Source organism: Hymenobacter segetis (genome assembly GCF_054776495.1).
In genome coordinates this window covers 619190-643310 of sequence record NZ_BAAHBV010000002.1, presented here as the reverse complement: position 1 = coordinate 643310, position 24121 = coordinate 619190, and the positions used below count along the sequence as shown (strand labels likewise).

Here is a 24121-nt window from a genome sequence, read left to right as displayed (position 1 = left end):
CCACATTCTATTTCTAGCTATTTCCGATGAAAAATAAATACCTGAGTGTATGGGCTGCTCGCTGGCAGCACCTGTTTGGCTTCTTTTTGCTGTGCCTGCTTTTGCCGGCGGCTCTGCGGGCCCAGTCCGTAACGGTGCAGCCGGCCCCGGGCAACACGCTGCCGCTGCAAAGCTTTGGCAACGTACCGGTTAACCGCACCTCGGTGCTCCAGTCGTTTCTGGTAAGCGGCGATAACCTGACGGGCAACGTGACGATAGCCGCGCCCGAGGGCTTCCAACTGCGCACGGGCAATAATGCCTTCTCCACCAGCAACCTTGTTTTCAGCCCTGCAGCGGGCACGCTCAGCGCCACGGCGGTTGATGTCCGGTTTGCGCCGGTGGCTTCCGGCACCCGGCCCGATGGCACGGGCACCTACGCCGCCGACGTGGTGGTTTCGACCCCCAGCGGCGGCAGCACGGCCTCCGAAACGGTGGCCGTGGCCGGTACGTCTCCGGCCGGACCGTATGTGTTTGTTGACCCAGCCACGCTGGCCTTTGGCTCGGTTTCCCAAAGCGGGTCGGGCCAGGTGCTGACGTTTGTGGTGGGCGGGGGCAACCTCGGCAGCACGGCTATTACGGTGGCAACGGCGCTCACCGGCGGCACCACTTCGGGCAATGTGCAGATTCGCAACCCGGCGGTGGCGAATAGCCCGTTCACGACCTCGCTCACCCTGACCCCGGTGGGCGGCCAGGTGCCCGAAACTACCCTCGAAGCCCGCATCGTGGGCCCGATTCCGAGCAAGAGCAATTTCACGGGCACCATTACGGCCACCAGCGGCGCGGCCGTAGCCGCGCCCAACAACGTGGTGCAGGTGACGGCCAACAACCCATTCACGGGTACCAATACGTCCTCCACGTTTACCGTGAGCACGCCGCCCAGCAACCCCATAACGCCGGGCTACCCCAGCGGCGGCCAGCCCTTGCTGCCCTTCAACACAGTGCCGGAAAAAGCCTCGGCCAGCCAGACGCTGGTGGTGAGCGGCAGCTTCCTCGTGAAGGACATTGCGGTGAAGGCCCCGAACAACTTTCAGGTGTCGCTTGATGCCGCGTTTACCGGCCTGGGCAGCGGTGGAGTGGGCACGATTACGGGCAATTCCATCGCCATTGCGGCAGTGGGTGGCACGGTGAGCAACACGACGGTGTACATCCGCTACGTGCCGCTGGTGGCGAGCACGGAAAGCGGCACGGGCATTACCTTCGATAGCGCCCCGGCCACATCGATAGCCGCCATTGTGCGGGCCAACAGCATCGGCACCATCGAATCGCGCACAGTATATAGCCCGGAAGGCCCGCTGGTTATCGGGTCCGTTGTGCGCACCGCGCCCCAGCTTATTCGCATTCATGCGGAGCTGCTGCGCAGCCCCACCAAAATCCTGGTTTCGGGCGAGTCGGCCGGCGCGCTGGGCAACCCCAACGGCTATGCCCAGTTCCAGATTTCAACTGACGGGGTCACCTACACCGACCCCACCAGCCCGAGCACCAGCTTCATTCAGCTCACCCCGGACCCGGTTACCAACATCATCGACCAGGACATTTACGTGGCCTATGCGCCCAGCCGCGTGGGAGCGGCCCAGGCCGTGCTGCAATACCTGACGCCCGACGTGACGGCCTCACCGGCCAACACCGTTACCACCATCGTGAGCGGCCTGGCGGGCGTGGATGCCAACAAGCTGCGTGGCACGGCTATCGACACGGAGCCCACGCGCGACACGCCCTTCACGGCGGCCCGCACCACGGGCGCGGCTTCGGCATCCATCACCTTCAACCCCGACAGCGGGCTTTCGGGCTACGGCGAGTTTCACATTGTGCTGGTGAGCACGAGCGCCACGCTGGTGCTCCCCGACGTGCTGCCCGTGGATGGCACGGACTACAATGCCGGCAACGGCGCTTACCAAGGTGTCGGCCAAAGCACGCTGCAGGACACGCAGGGCAACAAATACTACGTCGTATTCTCGGGTGGCGCACCTACGGCCACCATCACCGGCTTGGCGGCCAACACGACCTACTACGCCTACGTGTTCGACTACAACAGCACGAACCTGAACTCGACCACCTTCATCAACAACGCCGAGAACTACAAAGGCCCGGCGCAGTCCACCATTTTCGGAGCTGCCCTAGTTGGCTCCACCCCGCTGCCCGTTGAGCTGAGCGCCTTCACGGCCAAAGCCGAAGGCACGACGGCCGTGCAGCTGGCCTGGACCACCGCCCAGGAACTGCACAACGACCACTTCGACGTGGAGCGCAGCCTGGACGGAACAACCTTCACGACCTTGGGCACCGTGACCGGAGCGGGCTCCAGCAGCACCGCGCACACCTACGGCTTTCGCGATGCCAGGCTGCCTTTTGTCGCTAACCTTCTGTATTACCGCCTGCGCCAGGTAGACACCAACGGCCAGGCCTCTTACTCGCCCGTGCGCTCGGTGCTGCTGGGCCAGGCGGACGTCGCCCCACAGCTGCAGGCCTACCCCAATCCCGCCCACGGCAACGTGTCGGTTCGCATTCTGGGGACAGTACCCACGGCTCCTATGCAGCTTTTTGATGCGACGGGCCGCCTGGTGCGCACCCAGCCGCTTGCCGATGCCGATACTTCAATATCATTACAAGGCCTGCCCGCCGGCCTTTACATCTTACACTGTGGTGCTTTGAGCCAGCGCCTGGTGGTTAACTAAGAAGGTGGTGCATGTCCACATTCCGCTTGAAAGGGGCTGGCCAGTGGCCAGCCCTTTTTTGGTTATTTCGGCCACTGGCTGCACCGTTGAAATGACTTTATTGGGACTACACCAATTAGGTGCTGGGAGAGGAGTTGGGTTCGAGAGTTGACGAGCATTTTGCGGTAGACGTGCTTGACGTGCGTTCGGACGGTGAGGGGCAGAATTGCTTGTCGCTCAGGATGTCGCCGATGCCTTATAGGAGAACCTGCAAAAAAACAGGAAGCCGTAACCGGCTAATCCCGGCCCTATGACCGACCGCCTTGAAACCTGCCTTCAGGGCGCAGCTTGGACAACGGGATGGGGGGGAAGTACGAAAGGGGTACCTTTCTCAAAATAAGAATCCTTTTCGAAAATACCCCATGGAGCAGCAGGAAGGAGCTGGTAGGACAGCACCCGCATCTAGGGTAGGCTTTTTGCCGGAAAGTGAGCACGCAAGGACGGAATTTTGTAACAGCCCTGCTATCGGCCCACGGCCGGCCATTCCGTTTTGCCAGTTGCTAATTAGTCCCAACAATGAGTTCCAACAATGCGCCCCGAACAATGACCGTACCGGTACTGGCTGGAGAACGGCGCGGCGTGAGCGTCCGGCCACAGTTTATAGTTTATGCGAGTCAGTAGAGGCGGGGGGGCTTGCGCGCTGCTTCCAAGCCAGTACCGGCCAGTGAAAAATTAGTGATTAACAGCTGAATAGTTGAACGCCTTCGGCTTGGGTAGGCTTTCATTTGTGTTGCGCTTAATGCAAGGAAGCGGTGCCCGCGCCGTTACCTTGCCGAAATGGACCGTTCCCGTTAGGAGTAGTGGCCCCGCACGATGAATTCCTCAACCAACTCCGATGAGCACCCCAAAAGACTTCAGAATATTGAAAACCATGGTGAGCTCTTCCCCGGACATGATTTGTGCGCTGAGCCCCGACGGCCAGTTTCGGCAGGTGAGCGACGCCTGTCACCGGGCCCTGGGATACGACACGAACGAAATGATAGGCAAGCACCTCTCCGAGATTATCCATCCCGATGACGTTGCCACCGCCCTGGAAAAATTCCTGGTCGCCTTTGGTCATGCCGACCCGGTGGGGTTCGAAAGCCGCTGCCTGAGCAAAAACGGCCAAGAAGTCCACATCGCCTGGTCGGCGCTGCGGGCGGCCACCGACGAGCTGCTGATTTGCGTAGGGCGCGACATCACCCAGCAGCGCCAGGCCGCTCAGCAAGCCCGCGAGCAGCAACTGCAGCACCGGGCCATCATCGAAAACGGTTTCGACATGGTGGGGATTGTCGACGAGCAGGGGGTGTACACGTATGTGGGCGGCGCTACCCAGCGCATCCTGGGCTACCGGCCCGAGGAAATGGTGGGCCGTTCAGGGTTCGACTTTTTTCACCCCGACGACCTGGCGATGGGGCTGGCCTGCTTCGCGCTGCTGGCCACTCAGGACGTTGTTGCAATTCCCGACTTCCGCTTCCGTGCCGCCAGTGGCGAGTGGCGGTGGCTGGAAACGTCGGTGAGTGCCCTCGTGCAGGACGGCAACCAAAGCTATATCGTCAACTCGCGCGACATCACGGAGCGCAAGCTCAGCAGCTTGGCGCAGGCCGAAAGCGAGCAGCGCTTTCGGGCCTTGTTTGATAACGATTCGGCCCTGACGGTGTTTCTGACGCCCGACGGCCGGATTCTTGATGCCAACCCCGCCTTGCTCACTTTTCTGAAAAAGGCCAAGAAGGACGTTATTAACCTGCCGCTGGCCGGCTTGCTGCCCGAAGAGGTCCGCCCGCTGTTCGAGCAGGCGCATCTTGAAGCTGCCGGGGGGGCCAAAGTGGCATTCGAAACGCGGGTGCAGATTGAGGGCGAAGCGGAAAAAACGCTGAAGGTGACCAAGACTCCGTTGGTGGTCAACGGCGAGCTTATCAGTGTGCACGGCACCGTGCGCGACATCACCGAAATGGCCACTGCCCAGCGCCTCATCAAGCACCAGGCCGCACAGCTCAACACCTTGTTGGAAAGCATCAACGACGCCTTTATCTCGCTCGATAAAGACTGGAAGCTGACCTATATCAATAGCCAGGCCGAGCAGCTGCTGGGAATAAGCCGAGAGGGGGGGCTCGGTATCAATTTCTGGCGTTTTTTCTCCGAAGAAGCGGGCGGTGTTTATTACCAACACTTCCAACGCGCCATCGACACGGGTGAAACCGTGCGGTTTGAAGCCTATTTTGAGCGAGAGCAGCTGTGGCTGGAACTGAAAGCATATCCCTTTGCCGATGGCTTGTCGGTGCTCTTTACCGACATTACCAAACGAGTGGAAGACGAAAAACAACTCAAGCTACTGGCCCTGGTGGCCCGTGGCACCGATAATGGCGTGGTCATCACCGATGCGCAGGGGCGTACTGAGTGGGTCAACGAGGCATTCATGAAGCACACGGGCTACAGCTGGCAAGAGCTGGTGGGGCGCACGCCCGGCGCGGTGCTGCAGGGGCCCGAAACCGACCCCACCACGGTGAGCTTCATCCGGGAGCGCATGCAGCAGCCCGCGCCATTCTCGGCCACTATTCTTAACTATAAGAAGTCGGGCAAGAAGCTGTGGTTTGCCATGGACATCACGCCCATTCACAACGAAGCGGGGGAAATTACCCAGTACGTGGCCATCCAGCAAAACATCACCTACCGCAAGGAAGTGGAAGCCAGCCAAGCCGCCATGACCCAGGATTTGTACCGCCACAACCGCGACCTGCAGCAGTTCACCTACGTCATTTCGCACAACCTGCGGGCACCCCTGGCCAACGCCCTGGGGCTGGCCAAGGTGCTGCTGAAGGTGGACAAAAACACGGACGTGTTTGCTACGACCCTGACCAACCTGCAACACAGCATGGTGCAGGCCGACGATGTGCTCAAAGACCTGAACCTGGTGCTCTCCATCCGGGACAAGAAGGATATGCTGGCGCTGGAGCCCCTGGTGATGAAGGACGTTTGCCAGCAAGCCGTGCGCGACCTGGAAGATGCCTTGCGCGCGTGCGGCGGCCAGGTAGCGCTGGATATCGAAGAACAGCTCATCACCCGGGGCAACCGGGCCTACCTCTACAGCATTTTCTACAACCTGCTGTCCAACTCCATCAAGTACCGGTCCGAGCAACGCCCCTTGCAGGTCGAGATTGTGTGCAGCACCGGGGCGCACGGCGGGGCCACCATCACCTTCACCGACAACGGCTCCGGGTTCGACATGTTCAAGGCCGGCTCCGACGTTTTTCAACTCTACAAGCGCTTCCACACCAACCAGCAGGGCCGGGGCATCGGCCTGTTCCTCGTCAAAACCCACGTCGAGGCCATGGGCGGCAAGATTGAGGTAACCAGCGAAGTAAACTTCGGGACCCGCTTCACCATTTATCTGGATAAGCGCTAATTCTGCTCATATGCTCACCTACCTCATCGACGACGATGCCGTCAGCCTGTTCGTAGCCGAGCAAACGCTACGCCTGGAAGGCTTCCTGGCCCCGATTATCCCATTTATGGGAGCCGAAGAAGCCCTGGCGTATCTGCTGCCCCGCATAGTTTCTGACCCACCCGAGTTCATCTTCCTCGACCTGAACATGCCCGTGATGGACGGGTGGGGATTTCTGGAAGCGCTGACTCCACACGCCGCCCCCCTGAAAGGCTGGTGCCGGATTTATCTGCTCACCTCCTCGCTGGCCCTGGTCGATACGGAGAAGGCCCGGGGCCACGCGCTGGTGCAGGGCGTCATCCACAAGCCGCTCGACGAGGACGCCATCCGGGCGGCCGTGCAGGAACGAAACAGAGCGGTGCCGGCGGCGGCGCGTAAAATCATCACGCCTATTGGCAGGGGTGGCGCATAGCGTTGGGGTGGGGGAGCTACCGCATTTCGGGTAGAACTTTTGCGGGATAGCGGGGAGGGGAACAAATAATTTTGTCTCCACCTAACTCCGTTCCCTATGAAACCATACTTTACTTTCCCCGCTCATGCCGCTACCCCCCGGCATTACGACGCAGTAAGTGCCAAATTAGCCAAAAAATGGAGGTTTAGCTTGCTAAAAGGGGCCGGACTGGCGGTAGTGCTTTGCTCACTGCTGGTAGCGCGGCCCAGCCAGGCCCAGAGCCCCAAGTGGCAGTGGGCGGCGCAGTCGACGGGCAGCGGCATTGGCCAGCTCAAAAGCCTAGCGGTGGATGCCGAGGGCAATTCGTATCAAGTAGGATTTTTTACGGAAAGCATCCAGTTTGGCAACACCACGCTGGTGAGCCAGGGGCGGAGCGATGTTTTCGTGGCCAAGCTCTCCCCGGCCGGCACCTGGGACTGGGCTGTGGCCGTGGGCGGAACTGGCAGCGACAATGCCGCTGGCGTGGCCATTGATGCCGCCGGCCGCATCTTCATCAGCGGCAGCTTTAGCGACCAGGTGCACCTGGGCACGGTGGCGCTCACCAGCCAGGGCAGTATGGATGTGTTTGTAGCCCAGATTAGCCCGCAGGGCACCTGGCAGTGGGCCACGGCGGTGGGCGGCAGCGGCCTGGACCGCGCCTGCGCCCTGGCCACCAGCGCCACCGGCGAAGTGGTGGTGGGCGGCCAGTTTGCCAAAACGGCTGCATTCGGCTCCCACCGGCTGGTGAGCCACGGCGGAGAAGATGCCTTCGTGGCCGCGCTCACGCCCAACGGCACCTGGCAATGGGCCATTGGGGCCGGGAGCCCCGAAAATGACGAAACCAGCGCCCTGGCAATCAACGCGGCCGGCGATATCTACGCGACTGGCTACTTTAGCAACAGCGCCCGGTTTGGGGCTTCCGTGCTCACCGGTCAGGGCATGGACGATGCCTTCGTGGGCAAGCTCAGCCGCCGCGGGCAGTGGCTGTGGGCCACGGCGGCCACCGGCACCAACACGGCCTACGGCAAAGGCATTGCCGCCGACCCCGCCGGTGGGGTTTTCGTTACGGGCTCGTTCTCGGGCAATGCGCAGTTTGGCGAAACCAAAATCGCCAGCAACTCCAGCGACGACGGCTTTGTGGCCCGCCTCGACGACGCGGGCCAGTGGCAGTGGGTGGCCGTGCTGGCCAGCGACTACCTGGAGAGCATTGCGGGCATCGCCCTGGATAAAATGGGCAAGCTCTACGTGGCCGGCACCTTCAGCCGCACCATTCAGGGTGGGACCTTTGAGCTCACCAGCCGGGGCCAGCAGGACGTGTTTGTGGGTTACCTCGACCGCCAGGGCGCCTGGCTGGGCCTGGCCGCCGGTGGCGGGGCGGCCGCCGACCAGACGCAGGCCCTGGCCCTGGCCCCGGGCGGCGAGGTGTTCGTGGGCGGGGATTTTAGCTCGGCGGCCACGTTTGGCGCTACGCAGCTCCAGTCGGGCACCCCAGCCGCGCAGGTCTGCGTGGGGCGGGCCTCCGTGCCGCAGCCCTAAGCCAATAATACCATTACACAACGGATACTAAGGTTTTGCGGAGGGCATTTGCCATCTGAGGGCCTTGCTATGAGCCAACACATTAGGCTGTTAAAATTTGAATCAACATGAAAAAATTAATAATGTCTGCTCTGGTTTCAATCGGCCTGCTGGCCGGTGCTCAGGACAGCTTTGGGCAAACTGTTGCTTTGGGGGCGGCCGGCTCTTTTGCCTTATTCACGGCCATTGGCAATTTTGGTAGCACGGGCACAACCGCGGTTACGGGGGATATTGGCACCAACGCCGGAACACTGACCGGCTTTCCGCCCGGAGTCCTGACGGGCACCAGCCACGTCGTAGACCTGATTTCTGAGGATGCTGCCAAAGATGTAGACGGCGCTTACGCTTATTTGGCAGACTTTGCTTCCGGGAACGTGCTCACGACCCCCTTAGGCAGCGGCCAGGTGCTTACCGCTGGAACCTACCGCATCGGTGCCGCCACTGCCCTAGCAGGCAATATGAACCTGGACGGAGAGGGTAACCCCAACGCCGTATTTATCATTAAAATTGATGGCCCGCTTTCCGTTGCGGCCGCCTCCAACGTGCGACTCATCAATTCCACGGCGTGGGAAAACGTTTATTGGGTGGTGAACGGGCAAGTTGATATCGGGGCTAATGCGGCCTTCAAAGGCATTATTCTTGGCAATGGCGGCATCAACTTACTGACCAATGCCACGCTCCAGGGCCGGGGCCTCACCCGAGCAGGCGCCATTACGCTAACCAACAACATCGTCACCACTTCTTCGGTGGCCACGCCCCTGCCGGTGCAGCTCACAAGCTTCACGGCCGAGCGCCGGGACGACAATGCCCTCCTGCGCTGGACCACCGCATCGGAACTGAATAACGCCTATTTCGCGGTCCAGAGCAGCACCGATGGCTCCCGGTACAGCACGATTGGGAAAGTACGCGGCCACGGCAGCACCAGCATGGCGCAGGCCTATACCTGGGCCGATGCACGCCTGAACCATTCCCCGGCGGCGGTCATCTACTACCGACTGGCGCAGGTGGATGCGGATAGCTCCCGGCATTATTCGCCGGTGCGCACCCTGGCCACTGCCCCGGTAGCGGGCCTGGGGCTGCGGGTGCAAGCCTATCCATCGCCCTCGCAGTCGCCGTGCAGCCTGCGCATCGACGGTGCACAGGAAGGCCCAGTCACCCTGCGCCTGACGGATGCCTTGGGGCATAAAGTAGCCGAGCATCAGCTCCTGCTGGTAGCCGGCAGCAACTCACTCCCGCTGGCCGAAGCCAATGGCTTGCTTCCGGGCATCTACCTGGTGCAGGTGCAGCAAGGTGCCGTGCGCCGGACCATCCGGCTGGTACGCGAGTAGTTCCGCCCGGTCTGGCCGGGTGTTGCGGCTGCCAAAAGCCGGCCGCAACACCCGGCCAGACCGGGCGTGGCCTTATCCCAGCCGGGTTTTGCGGGTCAGTTAGCTGACAAGCTACTTTGAGCGGGCATTGCCAGCAATATCAAGATTCAGAATTCCCAACCCCATCATTGCTTCTGGTGCCCATGAAAAAAACCGTACTACACGTTGCAGCGCTATTGGTGCTGCTGCTTTTCGGCGCGCTGACCGGTGCAGGCCAAACGGTCTCGGACCCTTCTGGTACCCCAGGGTATGACGCCGCCAAGGTTGCGACCGCGACGGCCGGCCACCGCGGAACCGGCGCAACCAAGGCCACCCCGGCAACCGGCAAGCCCAGGAGCCAGGCAAACCGGACCAGCGCCGGCTGCTTCATTCCTTTTGACGATTCGTACACTACGCTGCCCCGCAACGACGACGGGTCCTTTGGTCCCATTGCGCTGCCCTTCGACTTTCACTTGTACGGCACCGTCTACAACCAGGCGTGGATTAATACGAACGGCAACCTGACGTTTGCGGGGCCTTATAGCCGGTTTTCGTCGTCGGGTTTTCCGTCGGTGGTGCCTATGGTAGCACCTTTTTGGGCCGACGTGGATACGCGCAACCCCGCCAGCGGGCAGATTCACTACAAGCTCAGCGCCACCAACCTGATTGTGACTTGGGACAACGTGGGCTACTACGGCAACATGGCCGACAAGCTGAATACGTTCCAGGCCATCATCGGCTCTGACACCGACGTGTTGCTCGGGCCGGGCCAGAACGTAAGCCTGCGCTACGACGACATGCAGTGGACTACCGGCTCGGCATCGGGTGGGGCCAGCGGATTTTTGGGGGTACCGTCTACGGTAGGGGCCAACAACGGCAACAACGTGGACTATATTCAGGTGGGGCGCTTCAACCTCAACAACTCGGATTACGATGGACCCGGCGGCGCGTACGACGGGGTGAACTACCTCGACGGCCAATGCTTTGGGGTCAACGTGAGCAATGAGGGCAATGTCCCGCCCTCGGCCAACAACCTGCCGCTCAACAACACCGTGAACGTGGCCTGTGGCCAGACCGTGACGCTGGACCCCCAGTTTCTGGGCCCGGAAGTGAACCAGACCGTGACCGTGGCCGTGAACACGGGCGGCCTGTGCAACACCACCGTGACCACTACCAACGGCACCACGGCCAGCGCGCACATTGTGATAACGGGCAGTGCCTGCAACGCGGGCTCTCACCCGCTGGTGCTCACGGCCACCGACAACGGCAGCCCCACCGGCGTGACCACCGTGACGCTGAACGTGGTAGTAGCCAGCTGCTGCAACCTACAACTAACCGCTTCGCCCACCCCCATAGCCTGCCCCGGCGGCAGCGACGGCGCGCTGGACCTGATGGTGAGCAACGGCGTGACCCCGATTACCTACCTCTGGAGCAACGGCGCCACCACCCAGGACCTGGCGGGCGTGCCCGCAGGTACATACTCCGTGACCGCCACCGATGCCAACAATTGCTCGGCCACGGCTACCTACACCCTGAGCCAGCAAGACGATGTGGCCCCGACGGTCCTGACCCGGAACATTACGCTGCCGCTGAACGCCGCCGGCACCGTGACCCTGGCACCCGCCGACGTGGACAACGGCAGCACCGACAACTGCACCTTCGCCCTGGCCCTCGACCGCACGGCTTTCGACTGCGCCAATCTGGGCCCGAACACGGTGACCCTGACGGCGACCGATGCCGCCGGCCATAGCTCCTCCATGCCCGCCACTGTAACCGTGGTGGATACCCAACTACCCACCATCGCCGCCCCGGCGGCTGTAGCCGCCACCACCGACTCAGGCCAGTGCTCGGCATCGGGGGTCGCGTTGGGCAGTGCCGTTGCCGGCGATAATTGCGCCGGTGCCGTGGTCACCAACAACGCCCCGGCCATTTTTCCCAAAGGCCTGACTACCGTAACCTGGACGGCGACCGATGCCTCCGGCAACGTGGCCACTGCTACTCAGACCGTGACGGTGACCGACGCAACGGCTCCCACCGCCGTGGCCCAGAACGTGACCGTGCAGCTCGATGCTACTGGCAACGCCAGCATCACGGCTGCCCAAGTAAATAATGGCTCATCCGATGCCTGCGGCATTGCTTCAGTGGAAGTTTCGCCTAGTGCATTCACTTGCTCGAACATTGGCCCCAATCCCGTGACGCTGACCGTGACTGACATGAATGGCAACGTAAACACGGCCACCGCCACGGCCACCGTGGTAGATGGTGTAGCGCCCACGGTGCGCACGCGCCCTGTTACGGTTTACCTCAATGCCGCTGGCCAGGCCAGCCTGACCGCCGCGCAGGTGAACAATGGTTCCTCGGATGCCTGCGGTGTGGCCTCCGTTTCGGTGGGTACTACCTCTTTTGGCTGCGCCAATCTGGGTGCGAACAACGTGAATGTAACCGTCACCGATACGCACGGGAATGTGGCCAGCAGCTCCGTGGTGGTAACTGTGGCCGACACCATTGCCCCAACCATGACCAAGCTGCCGGCTAGCATCTCCACTATGGCGATAATCAACAATTGCTCGGCCATTGTGCGCTGGACCAATCCGCTGATTGCCGACAACTGTAGCGCCACCCTGACCTCCTCGCATCAGAGCGGTTCAGTCTTCCCGGTGGGCGTGACGACGGTTGTCCTGACGGCTACCGACCTCGCGGGCAACCGCACCATCCGGTCGTTCCGGGTAACGGTGCTGGGCTGGCCGATGCTTGCCAGTGTCAGCAGCCCCACCTTCGGGCAGGGTGGAGATGATGACGACCACGGCAGCTGCGGCAGCCATGACGACTCCTCCACCGGTTACAACGTGAGCTGCTTTGGGGGCCGCACCGGCACTGCCACGGTCAGCGTGAGTGGCGGCTGCCAGCCATACCGCTACCTGTGGAGCAACGGCCAGACGATGGCCACGGTGAAAGCACTGGCCGCTGGCACCTACACCGTTACCATCACCGACGCCAACGGCACCCAGGTGCTTCGCACCATTACGCTCACGCAGGCCCCGGCCATTGTGGCTACGGCCAGCGCCAGCCCGCTCACCACTTTCGGCGGGGCTCAGTCGCGCACCATCTACCGCGGCTATGGCACCCAGAGCCTGACGCTTCAGGCCGCCGCTACCGGGGGCGTGGGCGGGTATTCCTACACCTGGGCCCCGGCCACGGGGCTGAGCCGTACCACGGGCAGCACCGTTACCGCCAGCCCCACCGCAACAACGACTTACACCCTCACCGCCACGGATGCCAATGGCTGCACAGCGGCTACGAGCACCATCACCGTGAACGTGCTGGACGTGCGCTGCGGCAATAAAAACGAAAAGGTTATCGTGTGCCACAACGGCAACGAAATCTGCATCGCCGCCAGTGCCGTGCCCGCCCACCTCAACGGACACCCCGGCGATAAGCTTGGTGCCTGCGTAGGGCCATTGAACCGAAATGCTGGCTCTAATGCCCCTGACGCCCGCCCCGCTGACTTGTTGCAGGCCCCGGTTCTGGAAGCATATCCCAATCCGCTCAGCACCAGCACAACCATTCGTTTCCGCCAGGTGGAGACGGCCCCGACCCAGGTTCGCCTCTACGATGGCCAGGGACGGGTTGTAACCACCCTCTTCGATGGAGTGGCGGAAGCCGACCATGACTATTCACTCCCGCTAAACGCGGAAGGGCTGCCCACTGGCATTTACCTCTGTCGATACGAAAGCGCCGGCCAGACCTTAGTTCAACGGCTAACCATCGTCAAATAAGGCAAGGCAAGACCCGGATTATGACCAGACGCTAATATCCCGGCAGATTACTGGCCAGGTAATCCAGCATCCGTCCAGGTGTTCATTGACAAAGCCTCACCAGATTCTGGTGGGGCTTTGTTGGGATATCAGCACGTTTGGGGGATGCTTAGGCAAGCTATGAGAATCTTACTGACCGCACGAAGGGCATTGACAAATGCGAATGGTTTGCCTGATGTCCGCTGACGTATTTGCCGAAGTTCTTTGCGTCCCCACGCCAAGTATGTTCACCGGATATCGCCCTTTGCCAGCGCGTTCTCGTTGCAGGACTATGCTCATCATATTGGATGGCCGGAGCTAAGTCAACACCATCGCCGTATCATGTTTACTCCTCACGATTTGGTGCGCACCGGTGATACGGTCGTGCACCCCAGTTTCGCCCCCGCACACGCCATCGTGGTAGAGGTCTGGCCCGACGGCTCGGCAGAGCTAGACAACGGGCACTGCCTGCCTGCCCATACCCTGGTGCCCGTGCCCACGGGCGAGCAATGGGTGCCCGTGGCTGGGTTCGATGGCCGCTACCTGGTATCATCCCACGGCAAGGTGGTCAGCACCCGCTACAAACAAGCGGCCCGAACGCGTCTATTGCGCGTGTTGGCACCCCGGCGGTACCCCGCAGTAGCTCTGAGCAACGAATTGGGCATTATGCGGGTGGGCATCAATCGCCTCGTGGCCCAGCACTTTTTGCCGCCTCCGGCCCAGGTGCGTTTCACCTTCGTGCTGCCCCGCGATGGCAACCCCCTGAACCTGCACGCCGAGAACCTACAATGGGTAGACCCGTGCGAGGTGGAGGACGCGGACGTGGCCCCACGTCTGCACCTGCGCGGCGAGCGCCACGGCAACAGCCGGCTCACCACCGTCCAGGTCGTGGAGGTGCGGCTATTGGCGGCCCAGGGAACAACGTGCCAGGCACTCGCCAATCGGTTTGGCGTGAGCCGCCCAGCCATCTCCCAGATAGTCAACTACCATACCCGCCGCCATGCCTAGGGTCCCAGCCCGAAGCCACGGCTCAATTTTAAGTAGGACTTCTTTAGAAGCTGTTTAAGTTCGCTTGGACAATCGTCGGATATTAGCCAGATACAGCCACGCATTGGCATGGGTGGTTTTGCGCTCGTAGTCTTTGGCCAGGCGGCGATTGGCCGCGGCCCAGGCGGATGCTGCACTCGACGACCCAGCGTTGGCGTGGATGAAAAAGCGGCCGTTGTCGGCCACTATGTCGCTGGGCACTTGGGCCGGTACGCCATGCCGGGCCAGGTGCAGGCGGAAGCGGTGGTCGAAGCCGCCATCCACGAACACGGTCTGCAATCGGTCCAGCAACTCATTGCCGGCCGGCAGCACATCCCACAGGCGGGCGGTGGTAGCTCCGGCATGACAGGCCGCCACCACTACCCAACCGACCAGCAGGTGGACGGTCGTGTCCACCAGAAAAAACCGCTTGCGGCCCTTGATGTGCTTGCCCGCGTCGTCGCCCACGCGGGCTGTGCTGGGGGTCGTGTTTTTCACACTTTGGCTGTCGAGGATGGCCACCGTGGGCTGCGCGCTTTTTTTTTCGCGCTCGTGGGCCTCGATAGTTAAGCCGCCGCTGACCCGCGCCCAAGTGCCGTCGGCCGTCCACTTCGTGAAAAGGAGTACACCGTGGGTCAGGGCAGCAAGTCGGCGGGGACATCGCGACAGACGCACCCGTTCTTGAGCACGTAGAAAATGCCGTTGACCACCGCCTGCAACGGCCACTTGCTCGTGCGCCGCACGACCAGCAGCGGTGCCAACCGCTGCCATTGTCGCTCGGTTAATTCCGAACTACATCGATTCGCTTGCATAAAACAAAGCTGAAAAGCCCCGATAACTTAAACTGCTTCGTACTCCTTTGTCTCAACGAAGGGCTGTTAATCAAATCATTTACTGGGGACTAGCCAGCTTAGCAGGTGCTCGGTTGTCTTGCCCTGCTTTTTTGTTGATGTCGGAGCCGTGGCAGCCAAGTGCGCAAGCGCCGAAAAACCATAGCGCAGGCATTACCACATTGATGGTGCAGGGTAAGCCGTCGGCCGCCCGGGGCTGGGTTTACGGTATATTGCTGGGTTGCAAATCCGGTATCAGGCCAGTGTAGAGCGGCAGCTTTGCACCCGCAGCAACCAGCCGCTGCATTGCAGAAACAGGCCGCTGGTGAGCATGCGTTTTTGCATTGGGAGGAGACAGAATAAACCAGAAGGTTATGCTTACCGCGCGGCATCCGCGCAGTCGAAGCATGACCTTCTGGTTTAACTGACCGACTGCTAGCAGCCACTACTGCTTCACCACTTTCGTCGTGATGCGCTGCTGGCCATCCGTGTATTCGGCCAGGTAGATGCCGCTGGCCAGCTGGCCTAAAGCCAAGGCCGTGCGAGCCGTGCCGGGCTGCGCCGCCATCGTAGCCACCTGCTGGCCGGTAATCGAGTACAGCGTCACGCGGCCACCAGCCGGCGCGGCCGGGTGCTGAATCGTCAGGTTATCGGCCACCGGATTGGGGTAGGCCACGAGGTTGGTTTGCGGGCGGGCGGCGGCGGCGGCGGCGGCGGTAGCCGTGCCGGCCTGGCCCTTCAGGGTCACGTCGCGCAGCAGAATGTAGCGGCCGGCGGCCGAGTTGTTGACGGTGAAATACAGACGCACGGTGAGCGTGCCGCCGGCCGGCAGCACCACGCCGGTAGCGTTGTTGAGGGCGAAGCGGAAGGTGCCGTTGTTGCCATTGGCGCTCACAAACTGCGGCACGATGGCCGCCGCCGTGCTGGTAGTGCCGGTGGCCGGAAACGAGCCGTCGGCCGTGGCAGGTAGCACGCCGCCACTGGAGGCGGGCACCACCAGGGTGCCCGAGGTGTAGCCCGCGTAGGCCGGCCCCTTGCCCCCGGTGAAGGTGGACGAGTCGGCCGTGAAGTTGCTGAGCGAGTACATCACCGCCACCCGGCCGCCGGGCGAGCTGGTAGCCGCGGCGGTGAACAGCAGGGAGTCGATGCGCGTAGCGGCCGCGGCCGTCACCGCAAACTGCTCATAATGGCTGCGCCGGGGCGCGGAGCCCGGGCCGGCCGAAGGAGCGGCCGAGGGCCAGCCGCTGCCGTCCGCATTCGGTGCGAACGCCTGGCCGCGCGTGGCCGAATAGGCCGTGGTAGTAGTGCCACTGGCCGGTGTGGAGCCATCCGACACCACGAGGCGCGAGAAGCGCGTTGCCGCCGTGAGGCCCGCCGAGCGCAAGGCCACGCTGTCCTGGCTGCTGCGCTTCATCGACCACACGGCGCGGCCGGCCGTCTGGGCATTGGCTTGGCCGGCCAAGCCTACACTAACGATTGCAGCGGTGGCCAAAGCTTTGAAAATTGAATTTAATTTATAATTCGAGTTCGTGTTTGATTTGGCAAAATTCAATGGTAAAACGTTTTTCATGGTCGTGGGGAATTCTGTGGAGCGGAAAAATTTGGATGAGCAGTTTGGGAAACCCGGCCGCTGCTGTTGCGGTGGGATGAACAATTATCTGCCATATAATCCATAATTCCTTGCGTTTTCGGCCATTATTTTACGCACACGTTGCCGGTAACGCTACCGGTAACGTTATTTCAGAAGAAGATTTTTTCGGGCGTTTTGTCGGACTCACTTATTCCCGCTCGATTTGTTAATGCCTTGCTAGCCCAGTGCTCGGCTTGTTTGAGTGGTAAATAAAAATTGCACTATGTTTAAGGCGCGGCGTTTTGCGGTGACATTCAAAAGATGCCTGCCAACCCGCCCGCTTCGGGCCTTGCGCCCGCACCAAAAGCCGCAAGCCTGCATTGCAATTTTCCACTTCCCACCCATTTCCTGATGCGAATTTTTACTTGCCCGCTATGGACACTGCTCCCTGTGTTGGCGCTGGCCAGCCTGCCGGGCCGCGCCCAAACTCCCAGCGCCCTGATTCAGATTTCGGCGCAGGGCCGCCTGCAATACGTGCCCGATAGCCGGGGCAATACCGTGCCCGACTTCAGCGCCGTGGGCTACCGCAGCGGCGAGGCGACCATCCCCACCGTGCCGGTGGCCGTTACGTTGGGGCCGGTGGCGGGCGACAACCGGGCACGCATTCAGGCGGCCATCGCCCAGGTTTCGGCCCTGCCGATGAATGCCAGCGGGTTTCGGGGAGCGGTGCTGCTCACGGCGGGCACGTATGCGGTGAGTGGTCCGCTGGTGGTGAGTGCCAGCGGGGTGGTGCTGCGTGGGCAGGGCGCGGGGCCCACGGGCACCAAGCTGGTGGCCACGTTGCGGCAGCAGCACACGCTGGTAGAGTTCACGGGCGCGGGCCGGGCATCGGCGCAGGGCAGCACGGGCAAGCTCATTACCAATTCCTACCTGCCCATCGGGGCGCGCACCTGCACGGTGGCCAGTGGCCACACGTTTGCGGTGGGCGATTTGGTGGTGCTGCGCCGCACGCCCAATCAGGCCTGGATTAATATGCTGGGCATGAACACGCTGCACGCCGAAGACTCAACCTGCGTGGACTGGACGCCTAGCAGCTACACCATTGATTTCAAGCGCAAAGTAACGGCTGTGAGCGGCAACAGCATTACACTCGATGCACCCGTGGTCGACCCCATCGACCAGACTTACGCCACCGGCACGCTGCTGAAATACACCTGGACCGGCCGCATCGAAAACGTGGGCATCGAAAACCTGCGGCTCGATTCGGAATACAGCAGTCCCACCGACGAGCAGCACGGCTGGGACGGCGTGGATTTCACCAATGCTCAGAACGGTTGGGTGCGCGATGTGGAAGTGTATCACTTCGGCTTCGCGGCGGTGCGGGTGCTCACGAGCAGCGCCTTCATCAGCGTGCTGAACTCGAAGTGCTTCGATGCCATTGCCCTCACGATGGGCGAGCGCAAGTATTCGTTTTGCCTGGAGGGGCAGCGGAACCTAGTGATGGACTGCTTCACGCGCCTGGGCCGGCACGATTTTATGACCGGGGCGCGGGTGGCGGGGCCGAATGCCTTCGTGCGCTGCACGACTACGCAGCAGCTCAACATTGCCGGGCCGCACGGCCGCTGGGCCACCGGCACGCTCTACGACAACCTGGTGGGCGACGGCCCCCTGAACCTCGAAAACCGCCGCACCTCGGGCACCGGCCACGGCTGGGCCGGCGCGCAAAACATGCTCTGGAACTGCACCGCCGCCACGGCCACCGTGCAGAGCCCACCGGGCCACGTCAACTGGTCGGTGGGCACGCGGGCCATCGTGTCGGGCGTGGGCATCTTCTTCACCGGCCAGGGCTACGTGGAATCGACGGGCACCTTTGTGGCCCCGCAAAGTCTGTACGACCGGCAGCTGTGCGAGCGGCTGGGCGGGGCGGCCTGCGCTACCGTGACGGCGAATAAGGCCGCTGTGCCCGAGGAACAAGTCATCGTGTACCCCAACCCGCACAGCCGCAACGTCACGGTCTACTTCCCCGGCACCACGGGCCAGCTCACGCTCACCGATAGCATGGGGCGCATCGTGCGCGAGCAGGCCGGTTTCGCGCCGGGGCCGCTGAATCTGGGGAAGCTGGCGGCGGGCACCTATTTACTGCGCGTGGTAACGCGGGAAGGCAAGGTTTTTACCCGGAAGATTATCCGGCAGGAATAACGCAGTGGTGGAGATTATGGCACCTGAAAAAGGCGGCTTCCTGTATGGAAAGCCGCCTTTTTCAGGTTGCGGAATCAGAACGACGTAGGGGCGGGGCTTGTCCCCGCCCGCCGTTGAACGATTTTGTTGGTTTGGCGTGGGTGCCCGGGCGGGGGCAAGCCCCGCCCCTACGTCGTTCAGCGATTCCAGTAACATTGCGAAAGCGACTTAAGGCACGTAGAACCGCGCCTGTTTCTGCTCGCCAGCAGTCAGTAATCGGGCCAGATACCAACCTGCGGTCAGTCCGGCTACTGATATGAAACCGGCTTCGCCTGCTACTGCCTGGCGCTTCACAAGTTGGCCGGTGAAGGAGTACAGCTCCATGCGGGCATCCGGCGCGAGGCCCTGCCCGAAGTAGCGAAGCTGTCCTTGCTCGATAATGGTCGGGTACACTTCGAAACGGACGGCCAGAGCCGCCGCGAGGCCGGTTTTCACGGCGCGCACGGGCGAGTAAGCGGTGGTGCCGTCCTTATCCACCTGCCGCAGGCGGTAGTAGAGCACGGCGGCGGCAGGCCGGTTGGCATCGCGCCAGGCGTAGGCAGTCGGGCTGGTGGAATTGCCCTGCGCCGGCACTTGGTCCAGCGTTTCAAACGTGCGGCCGTCGGTGGTGCTGCGCTCGATGGCAAAGTAGGCGCTGTTGCGCTCGGAAGCGGTGCGCCAGGCGAGCTGGGCGGCTCCGGTGCTGGTTGGGGTGGCCGTGAAATCAACCAATTCAACTGGCAGCGGGGTGGTGGAGGCCGTTAGCGAAAAGTCTTCCACGCCCAGCGCGTCATCGGTGCCGGCCACGTTGATGTCGTTCCAGCGGATGAATAGGCTGCCGCCGGGCGCGATGCTCACCGCAATGATGGCAATGCGGGCGGCGCGGTTGGCAGCGTCGTTGCCATCGAGGGCGGTGTTGGTGGCGGGGCTGGTGGGGCTGGCAAAATTCAGGGCCGGCACGGCGGTGAAGGTGCCGGTGGTGAGGGCCGTGGCACTGGTGCTGTACTCGAATTCGATGCGGTCGGTGAGGCCGGAGCCGCCGGCGCGCCACATCTCGCCGGTGTAGCTGATGCGAATGCTGGTGATGGTTTGGCTGGTATTGTTGACAAACGCCGCGCCGATGGTGGACTGCACGCCGCTGTTCTGCACCATACCGAGGGCGCGGTCGGTAGTGCCGGCGGTGCCCAGGCTGTAGGTGTTGCCGGTGTTGCTGGCGGCGGTCGAGTACGTGTTGTCGGGCGCGCTGGAGCCGCTGCCACTAGCCGGCACCACTTCCACGAAGTCCCAGCCGGCGGGCAGGGTGGCTTTGGCATTGGTGCCGCCCGTGCTGGCCAGGGTGTTGAAATTCTCCGCATACGCCACGTTCAGGGCTGTGAGGCTGGTGGCCCCTGCCCCGGATACGAAGGTTTCGACCGGGCCGTAGCTGGTGCCGTTGGCATTGGTGGCGTAGGCGGCCACGTAGTAGGTGGTGAAGTGCATGAGCCCCGTGAGGGCCGTGCTGAACGCGCCCAAACCGCTGCCCACGGACACGGCCGTCGCATCGGAGCCGCCGATGGTGGGCGTCAGGTTGGTGGCGCTGTACACCACGCCGCGGCCCGTCACGGGGCCGTTGGTGCCGGCGCTGCTCACATTACCGCCCACGGTGGTGCTGAAGACAGCTACGGCCGGCGCGTCCGTAGTCACGGCGGGCAGCTGAACGGCCGTTAGTTGGAAGTCGTCGATGCCCAGGCCATCGTCGGTGCCGCTCACATCAAAGTCAACCCAGCGCAGATAGATAGTCGCGCCCGCATCAAGATGCACCGGCAGAAAGGCGCTGACTGTCTGAAAATTGCCGGCCGCGTTGCCATCCAGCGTCACTGCGGCACCAGGCGCGGCAGCCGTGTTGTAGCGCGGGCTCGAAAAGCTCAGGGCGGCGACGGTGGTGTAGCCGCCGCTAATCAGGCTGGCGGCCGGCGTGCTGGTGGTGGTCACGTACTGAAAATCGAGGCGGTCGGCATCGGCGCGGGCGCTGTTGCCGTTGCGCCACTGCTCGCCCTGGTATTGGATGGTGAAGCCGTCAATCGGGCTGCCCGTGAGGTTGCGGAAAGCTACGCCCAGCGTCGCGGCCAGGGTGGTGCCGGCGCTGGTGTTTTGCACCGCGCCGAAGGCCCGGTCGGCGGCCCCGTTCACGCTGGTGCTGGCCCCGAAACTGTAGGTGTCGCCCACGCCGGTGCTGCCCGTCGATACCGCGTAGGTGCCATTGGCTAGGTCGCCGGTTTCGGCAAAGCCCCAGCCGGCCGGCAGGGCGCTGCTGGTGCTGCCCGAGGTGCGGAACAGCGCGTTGAAATTCTGCGTGTAGGCATTGGCGCTGCCAAAGCCCGTCACATCGACGGGCGTGATAGTGGTGGGCGTCTGGGTTTGCGCCTGACCGGCCAGCGGCAGCAGGCCCAGGCTCCAGCTTAGCCCCAAAATGGTGTAAAGTTTAGGCATATTCAAAAGGTTGGGTGGGTTTGAAAAGGGCATGGCGCGGCCGGGAATAGCATTCGGCGAGCCCGCTGGCTCCACCAAATGCTATCCGTCCACTCATCCAAAAAAGAGGGAGAAAGCCCCGCGACTAACGGCACTCTCAGGGGCTGGGCTACAGCCCGACTTCGGTCAGAAACTTCATAATGGCCTCGTTCACCCGCTTGTTTTCCTCGGCGGGAAACTTGCCGTGCTGCCCGCCGGGCACGGTCAAAAACTCGGTTTTGACCCCCATTTTCACCAGCTTGTCGTGCAGGTCTACCGACTGCGAGTAGGGTACCGTGGGGTCGGCATCGCCGTGCACGATGAACGTGGGCGGGCTGGTTTTCTTCACCAGATAAAGCGGCGAAACCGACTGGATAAACGCCTCATCGCCATAGTGTGCCCCGAGCCATTGCTTGCCCGATTTGCTCGCCCAGGTCCCGGCGTTGGTGATGCCGTATTTGTCCACGATGGCCAGCACTTTCACCTTCTCTTTGGTCGGGCAGTTGGTGTCGAAGCGGTGGTCATTTTCAAGCAGACCGCCCACCAAAGCCAGGTGTCCGCCCGCCGAAGCGCCCATAATTACGATTTTATTCGGGTCAATGTTCAGCTTCTTGGCGTTGTTAATCAGGTAAATCAAGGCACAGCGCACGTCCTGCACGGCCGCCGGGGCGGTAGCCTGCTGCGAGAGCCGGTACTCCACATTCGCCACGGCGTAGCCCTTCCGGAAAAAGCCGCTGAACCCCGATTGCGACTCCTTGGTGCCCTTGTTCCAGCCGCCGCCGTGAATGTTGATGATGATGGGCGTGGGCGCACTGCCCGCCGGCGGCAGGTAGAGGTCCATGCGCCCGTCCCAGCCGTTGACGCGGGTGTACACCACGTCAATTTGCTTGGTGAAGCCTTTCGGCACCGGAATCACCTTCACGGTGGAATCGGTGGGAATGGGCGGGCCGGCCTGGCAGTGGGCGAGTTGGGCGCTGGCCAGGAGGCTGAAGGAGAGGATGAGGGATTTCATTGGAGGAGAAGGGTGGGATTTGGTGAGATGAACGCCGGCTACCAGCCCGTATTCTGCGTCATCGACTTATTAAGCGAGATTTCCGTGCTCGGAATCGGCCAGAGCAAGTCCCTTTGCGACACGTTGTTGTAAGGCACCAGCGTGGCGGCGCGGCCGTAATAGCCGATGCCACTGTTCGAGGCGCTGGGGGCCTGGGCGGTGATGATGGGCACCATGCCCTTCATCACGGTGAGGAAGGTGCCCCAGCGCAGCAGGTCGAGCTTGCGGAGGCCTTCGAAGGCCAGCTCACGGGCGCGCTCGTCTTTGAGGGTGGTCAGGAAATCGGCTTTGCTTTGGCCGGCGCGGGTGTCGGCCACGGTTGAGACAGTGTTTATCGGCAGGCCGTAGCCGCGGCGGCGCACCTGGTTCAGGGCCAGGTAGCTGTCGGTTGTGGGGCCGCCGTTCACCTCGTTGTCGGCTTCGGCAAACATCAGCAGCACATCGGAGTAGCGCAGTAGCGGCCAGTTGGTGGGGCCGAAGTTTTTGGCGAAAGCAATGGTCTGGTACTGGCGGCGCCACTTGGCGATGTAGCGGCCCCACACGTAGGTGGCAGCGTAGGGAATCTGGGCCTTGGTGGCATCCTGGCCGGTGTAGGTGAAGGGGGCGATGTTCCAATCGCGGCGCAGGTCGCCGGTGCCGTAGCGCTGGAATTGCACGCCGGTGGCCACGTACTGGCCCTGCATAAAGCCGACGGTTTCGTTGTTGTTGGGGATGCCCAGCGTCGAGCCAAACCGCTCGATTTCGCGGTACACGTTGCCCACGCCGTTGCCATTGAATTCCACTTCCCACAGGCACTCCTTCAGGTCGTAGATGTCGGCGCTTTCGTTCTTAAAAATCTGGCTGTAGTCGCTGCTCAGCGCGTGCAGGCCGGAGTTCATCACCTTCAACGCCCAGGTACGGGCGGCGGTGTATTTGGACGCATCGCCCAGCCGGCCGGCGGCATGCAGGTTGACCCGCGCCAGCATGCCAGCGGCGGCCGTTTTGCTGATGCGGCCGGTGTTGCCCCAGTCGGTGTTGTTCTTGAGTACAGCCTCGGCCGAGGTCATGTCATTAATAATCTGGGCGTACACATCGGCGGCCGGCGTGCGGGAAATATTCACGTTCTGGGCCGAGGTGGTGCTGCTCAGCTTCAGCGGTACATCGCCCCAGTAGCCCACCAGAATGAAATAGTAGTAGGCCCGCAGAAACAGCGCTTCGGCCCGAATCTGCTCTTTGGCAGCGGCGCTGGCCTGGCTCTTGTCGATGTTTTCGAGCAGGGCGTTGGCGCGGTTGATGCCTTCGTAGAGGTCGGTCCAGCAGTTGACGAGGTTGGCGTAGGACGGGTCGAAATTGTAGGCACTCACGGCCACGGCGGCGTTGCTGCGCAGCAGCTGCTCGTCGTTGGCGCTGGGCGCTTCCAGGGATAAAAAGCGCGAATACGTGGACTCGTCGCTGTTGCCCATTTCGCTGTACACGGCCATGAGGGCGGCCGTGAGCTGGGCTTCGGTTTTGTAATACGTTTGGGGCGCGATGGTGCTTTCGGGCAGCGTGTTCAGGAAATCCTTGCACGAACTCAGGCAGCTCAGGCCCAGCAGCAAGCCCAGGGTTTTGGGCAGAAATGATTTTTTCATGGCCGTTAAGACTGAGA

At 62.2% G+C, this 24121-nt stretch carries 14 protein-coding genes; 8 read left to right on the top strand and 6 right to left on the bottom strand.

The genetic code is table 11. From position 1 onward, the window contains the following. Window positions 1-26: 26 nt before the first annotated feature. The 7 genes from ACYU70_RS13240 (at window position 27) to ACYU70_RS13210 (ending at window position 14321) form a co-directional block, all read left to right on the top strand. Entirely contained in the window at window positions 27-2708 is a 2682-nt protein-coding gene (locus ACYU70_RS13240; RefSeq protein WP_460616019.1) for a T9SS type A sorting domain-containing protein, read from the top strand. An 874-nt stretch (window positions 2709-3582) separates the two neighbouring features. Continuing rightward, the gene (locus ACYU70_RS13235; protein WP_342301412.1) at window positions 3583-6129 is read left to right on the top strand and encodes a PAS domain-containing sensor histidine kinase; all 2547 of its coding nucleotides are present in this window, start codon (window positions 3583-3585) and stop codon (window positions 6127-6129) included. A gap of 10 nt (window positions 6130-6139) precedes the next feature. After that, window positions 6140-6580, top strand: a complete 441-nt coding sequence (locus ACYU70_RS13230) for a response regulator (protein WP_342301410.1) — start codon at window positions 6140-6142, stop codon at window positions 6578-6580. A gap of 96 nt (window positions 6581-6676) precedes the next feature. After that, entirely contained in the window at window positions 6677-8134 is a 1458-nt protein-coding gene (locus ACYU70_RS13225; RefSeq protein ID WP_342301408.1) for an NHL repeat-containing protein, read from the top strand. A 122-nt stretch (window positions 8135-8256) separates the two neighbouring features. Next, window positions 8257-9501, top strand: a complete 1245-nt coding sequence (locus ACYU70_RS13220; RefSeq protein WP_342301406.1) for an ice-binding family protein — start codon at window positions 8257-8259, stop codon at window positions 9499-9501. Between the two features lie 182 nt (window positions 9502-9683). Then, window positions 9684-13295, top strand: a complete 3612-nt coding sequence (locus ACYU70_RS13215) for a nidogen-like domain-containing protein (protein ID WP_342301404.1) — start codon at window positions 9684-9686, stop codon at window positions 13293-13295. A gap of 360 nt (window positions 13296-13655) precedes the next feature. Beyond that, window positions 13656-14321: an NUMOD4 domain-containing protein gene (locus tag ACYU70_RS13210; RefSeq protein WP_342301402.1), complete on the top strand. Its 666-nt coding sequence runs from the start codon at window positions 13656-13658 to the stop codon at window positions 14319-14321. Window positions 14322-14375: 54 nt separating this feature from the next. Here ACYU70_RS13210 and ACYU70_RS13205 read toward each other — a convergent pair whose 3' ends face one another. The 3 genes from ACYU70_RS13205 to ACYU70_RS13195 all read right to left on the bottom strand — a co-directional run bounded on the left by ACYU70_RS13205 (window position 14376) and on the right by ACYU70_RS13195 (window position 16661). Beyond that, window positions 14376-15014 (bottom strand): transposase, encoded by a 639-nt coding sequence (locus ACYU70_RS13205; protein WP_342301400.1) that lies wholly within the window; start codon window positions 15012-15014, stop codon window positions 14376-14378. After that, window positions 14975-15151, bottom strand: coding sequence for a transposase (locus tag ACYU70_RS13200; protein WP_425293351.1), 177 nt, complete (start codon window positions 15149-15151; stop codon window positions 14975-14977). Before ACYU70_RS13200 ends, ACYU70_RS13205 begins: the two co-directional genes overlap by 40 nt. 463 nt (window positions 15152-15614) lie before the next feature. Beyond that, window positions 15615-16661, bottom strand: coding sequence for a T9SS type A sorting domain-containing protein (locus tag ACYU70_RS13195; RefSeq protein ID WP_460616018.1), 1047 nt, complete (start codon window positions 16659-16661; stop codon window positions 15615-15617). Between the two features lie 489 nt (window positions 16662-17150). Here ACYU70_RS13195 and ACYU70_RS13190 point away from each other — a divergent pair, with 489 nt between their 5' ends. After that, a complete protein-coding gene (locus ACYU70_RS13190) occupies window positions 17151-18938 on the top strand; it encodes a T9SS type A sorting domain-containing protein (protein ID WP_342299511.1) in 1788 nt (595 codons plus the stop codon). Window positions 18939-19145: 207 nt separating this feature from the next. Here ACYU70_RS13190 and ACYU70_RS13185 read toward each other — a convergent pair whose 3' ends face one another. The 3 genes from ACYU70_RS13185 to ACYU70_RS13175 all read right to left on the bottom strand — a co-directional run bounded on the left by ACYU70_RS13185 (window position 19146) and on the right by ACYU70_RS13175 (window position 24104). Beyond that, window positions 19146-21425 (bottom strand): T9SS type A sorting domain-containing protein, encoded by a 2280-nt coding sequence (locus ACYU70_RS13185; RefSeq protein ID WP_342299509.1) that lies wholly within the window; start codon window positions 21423-21425, stop codon window positions 19146-19148. Window positions 21426-21573: 148 nt separating this feature from the next. Continuing rightward, window positions 21574-22455 carry an alpha/beta hydrolase gene (locus ACYU70_RS13180; protein WP_342299507.1) on the bottom strand — a complete coding sequence of 294 codons (882 nt, stop codon included), beginning with the start codon at window positions 22453-22455 and terminating at the stop codon, window positions 21574-21576. A gap of 38 nt (window positions 22456-22493) precedes the next feature. Next, a complete protein-coding gene (locus ACYU70_RS13175) occupies window positions 22494-24104 on the bottom strand; it encodes a RagB/SusD family nutrient uptake outer membrane protein (RefSeq protein WP_342299504.1) in 1611 nt (536 codons plus the stop codon). Window positions 24105-24121 lie beyond the last annotated feature (17 nt).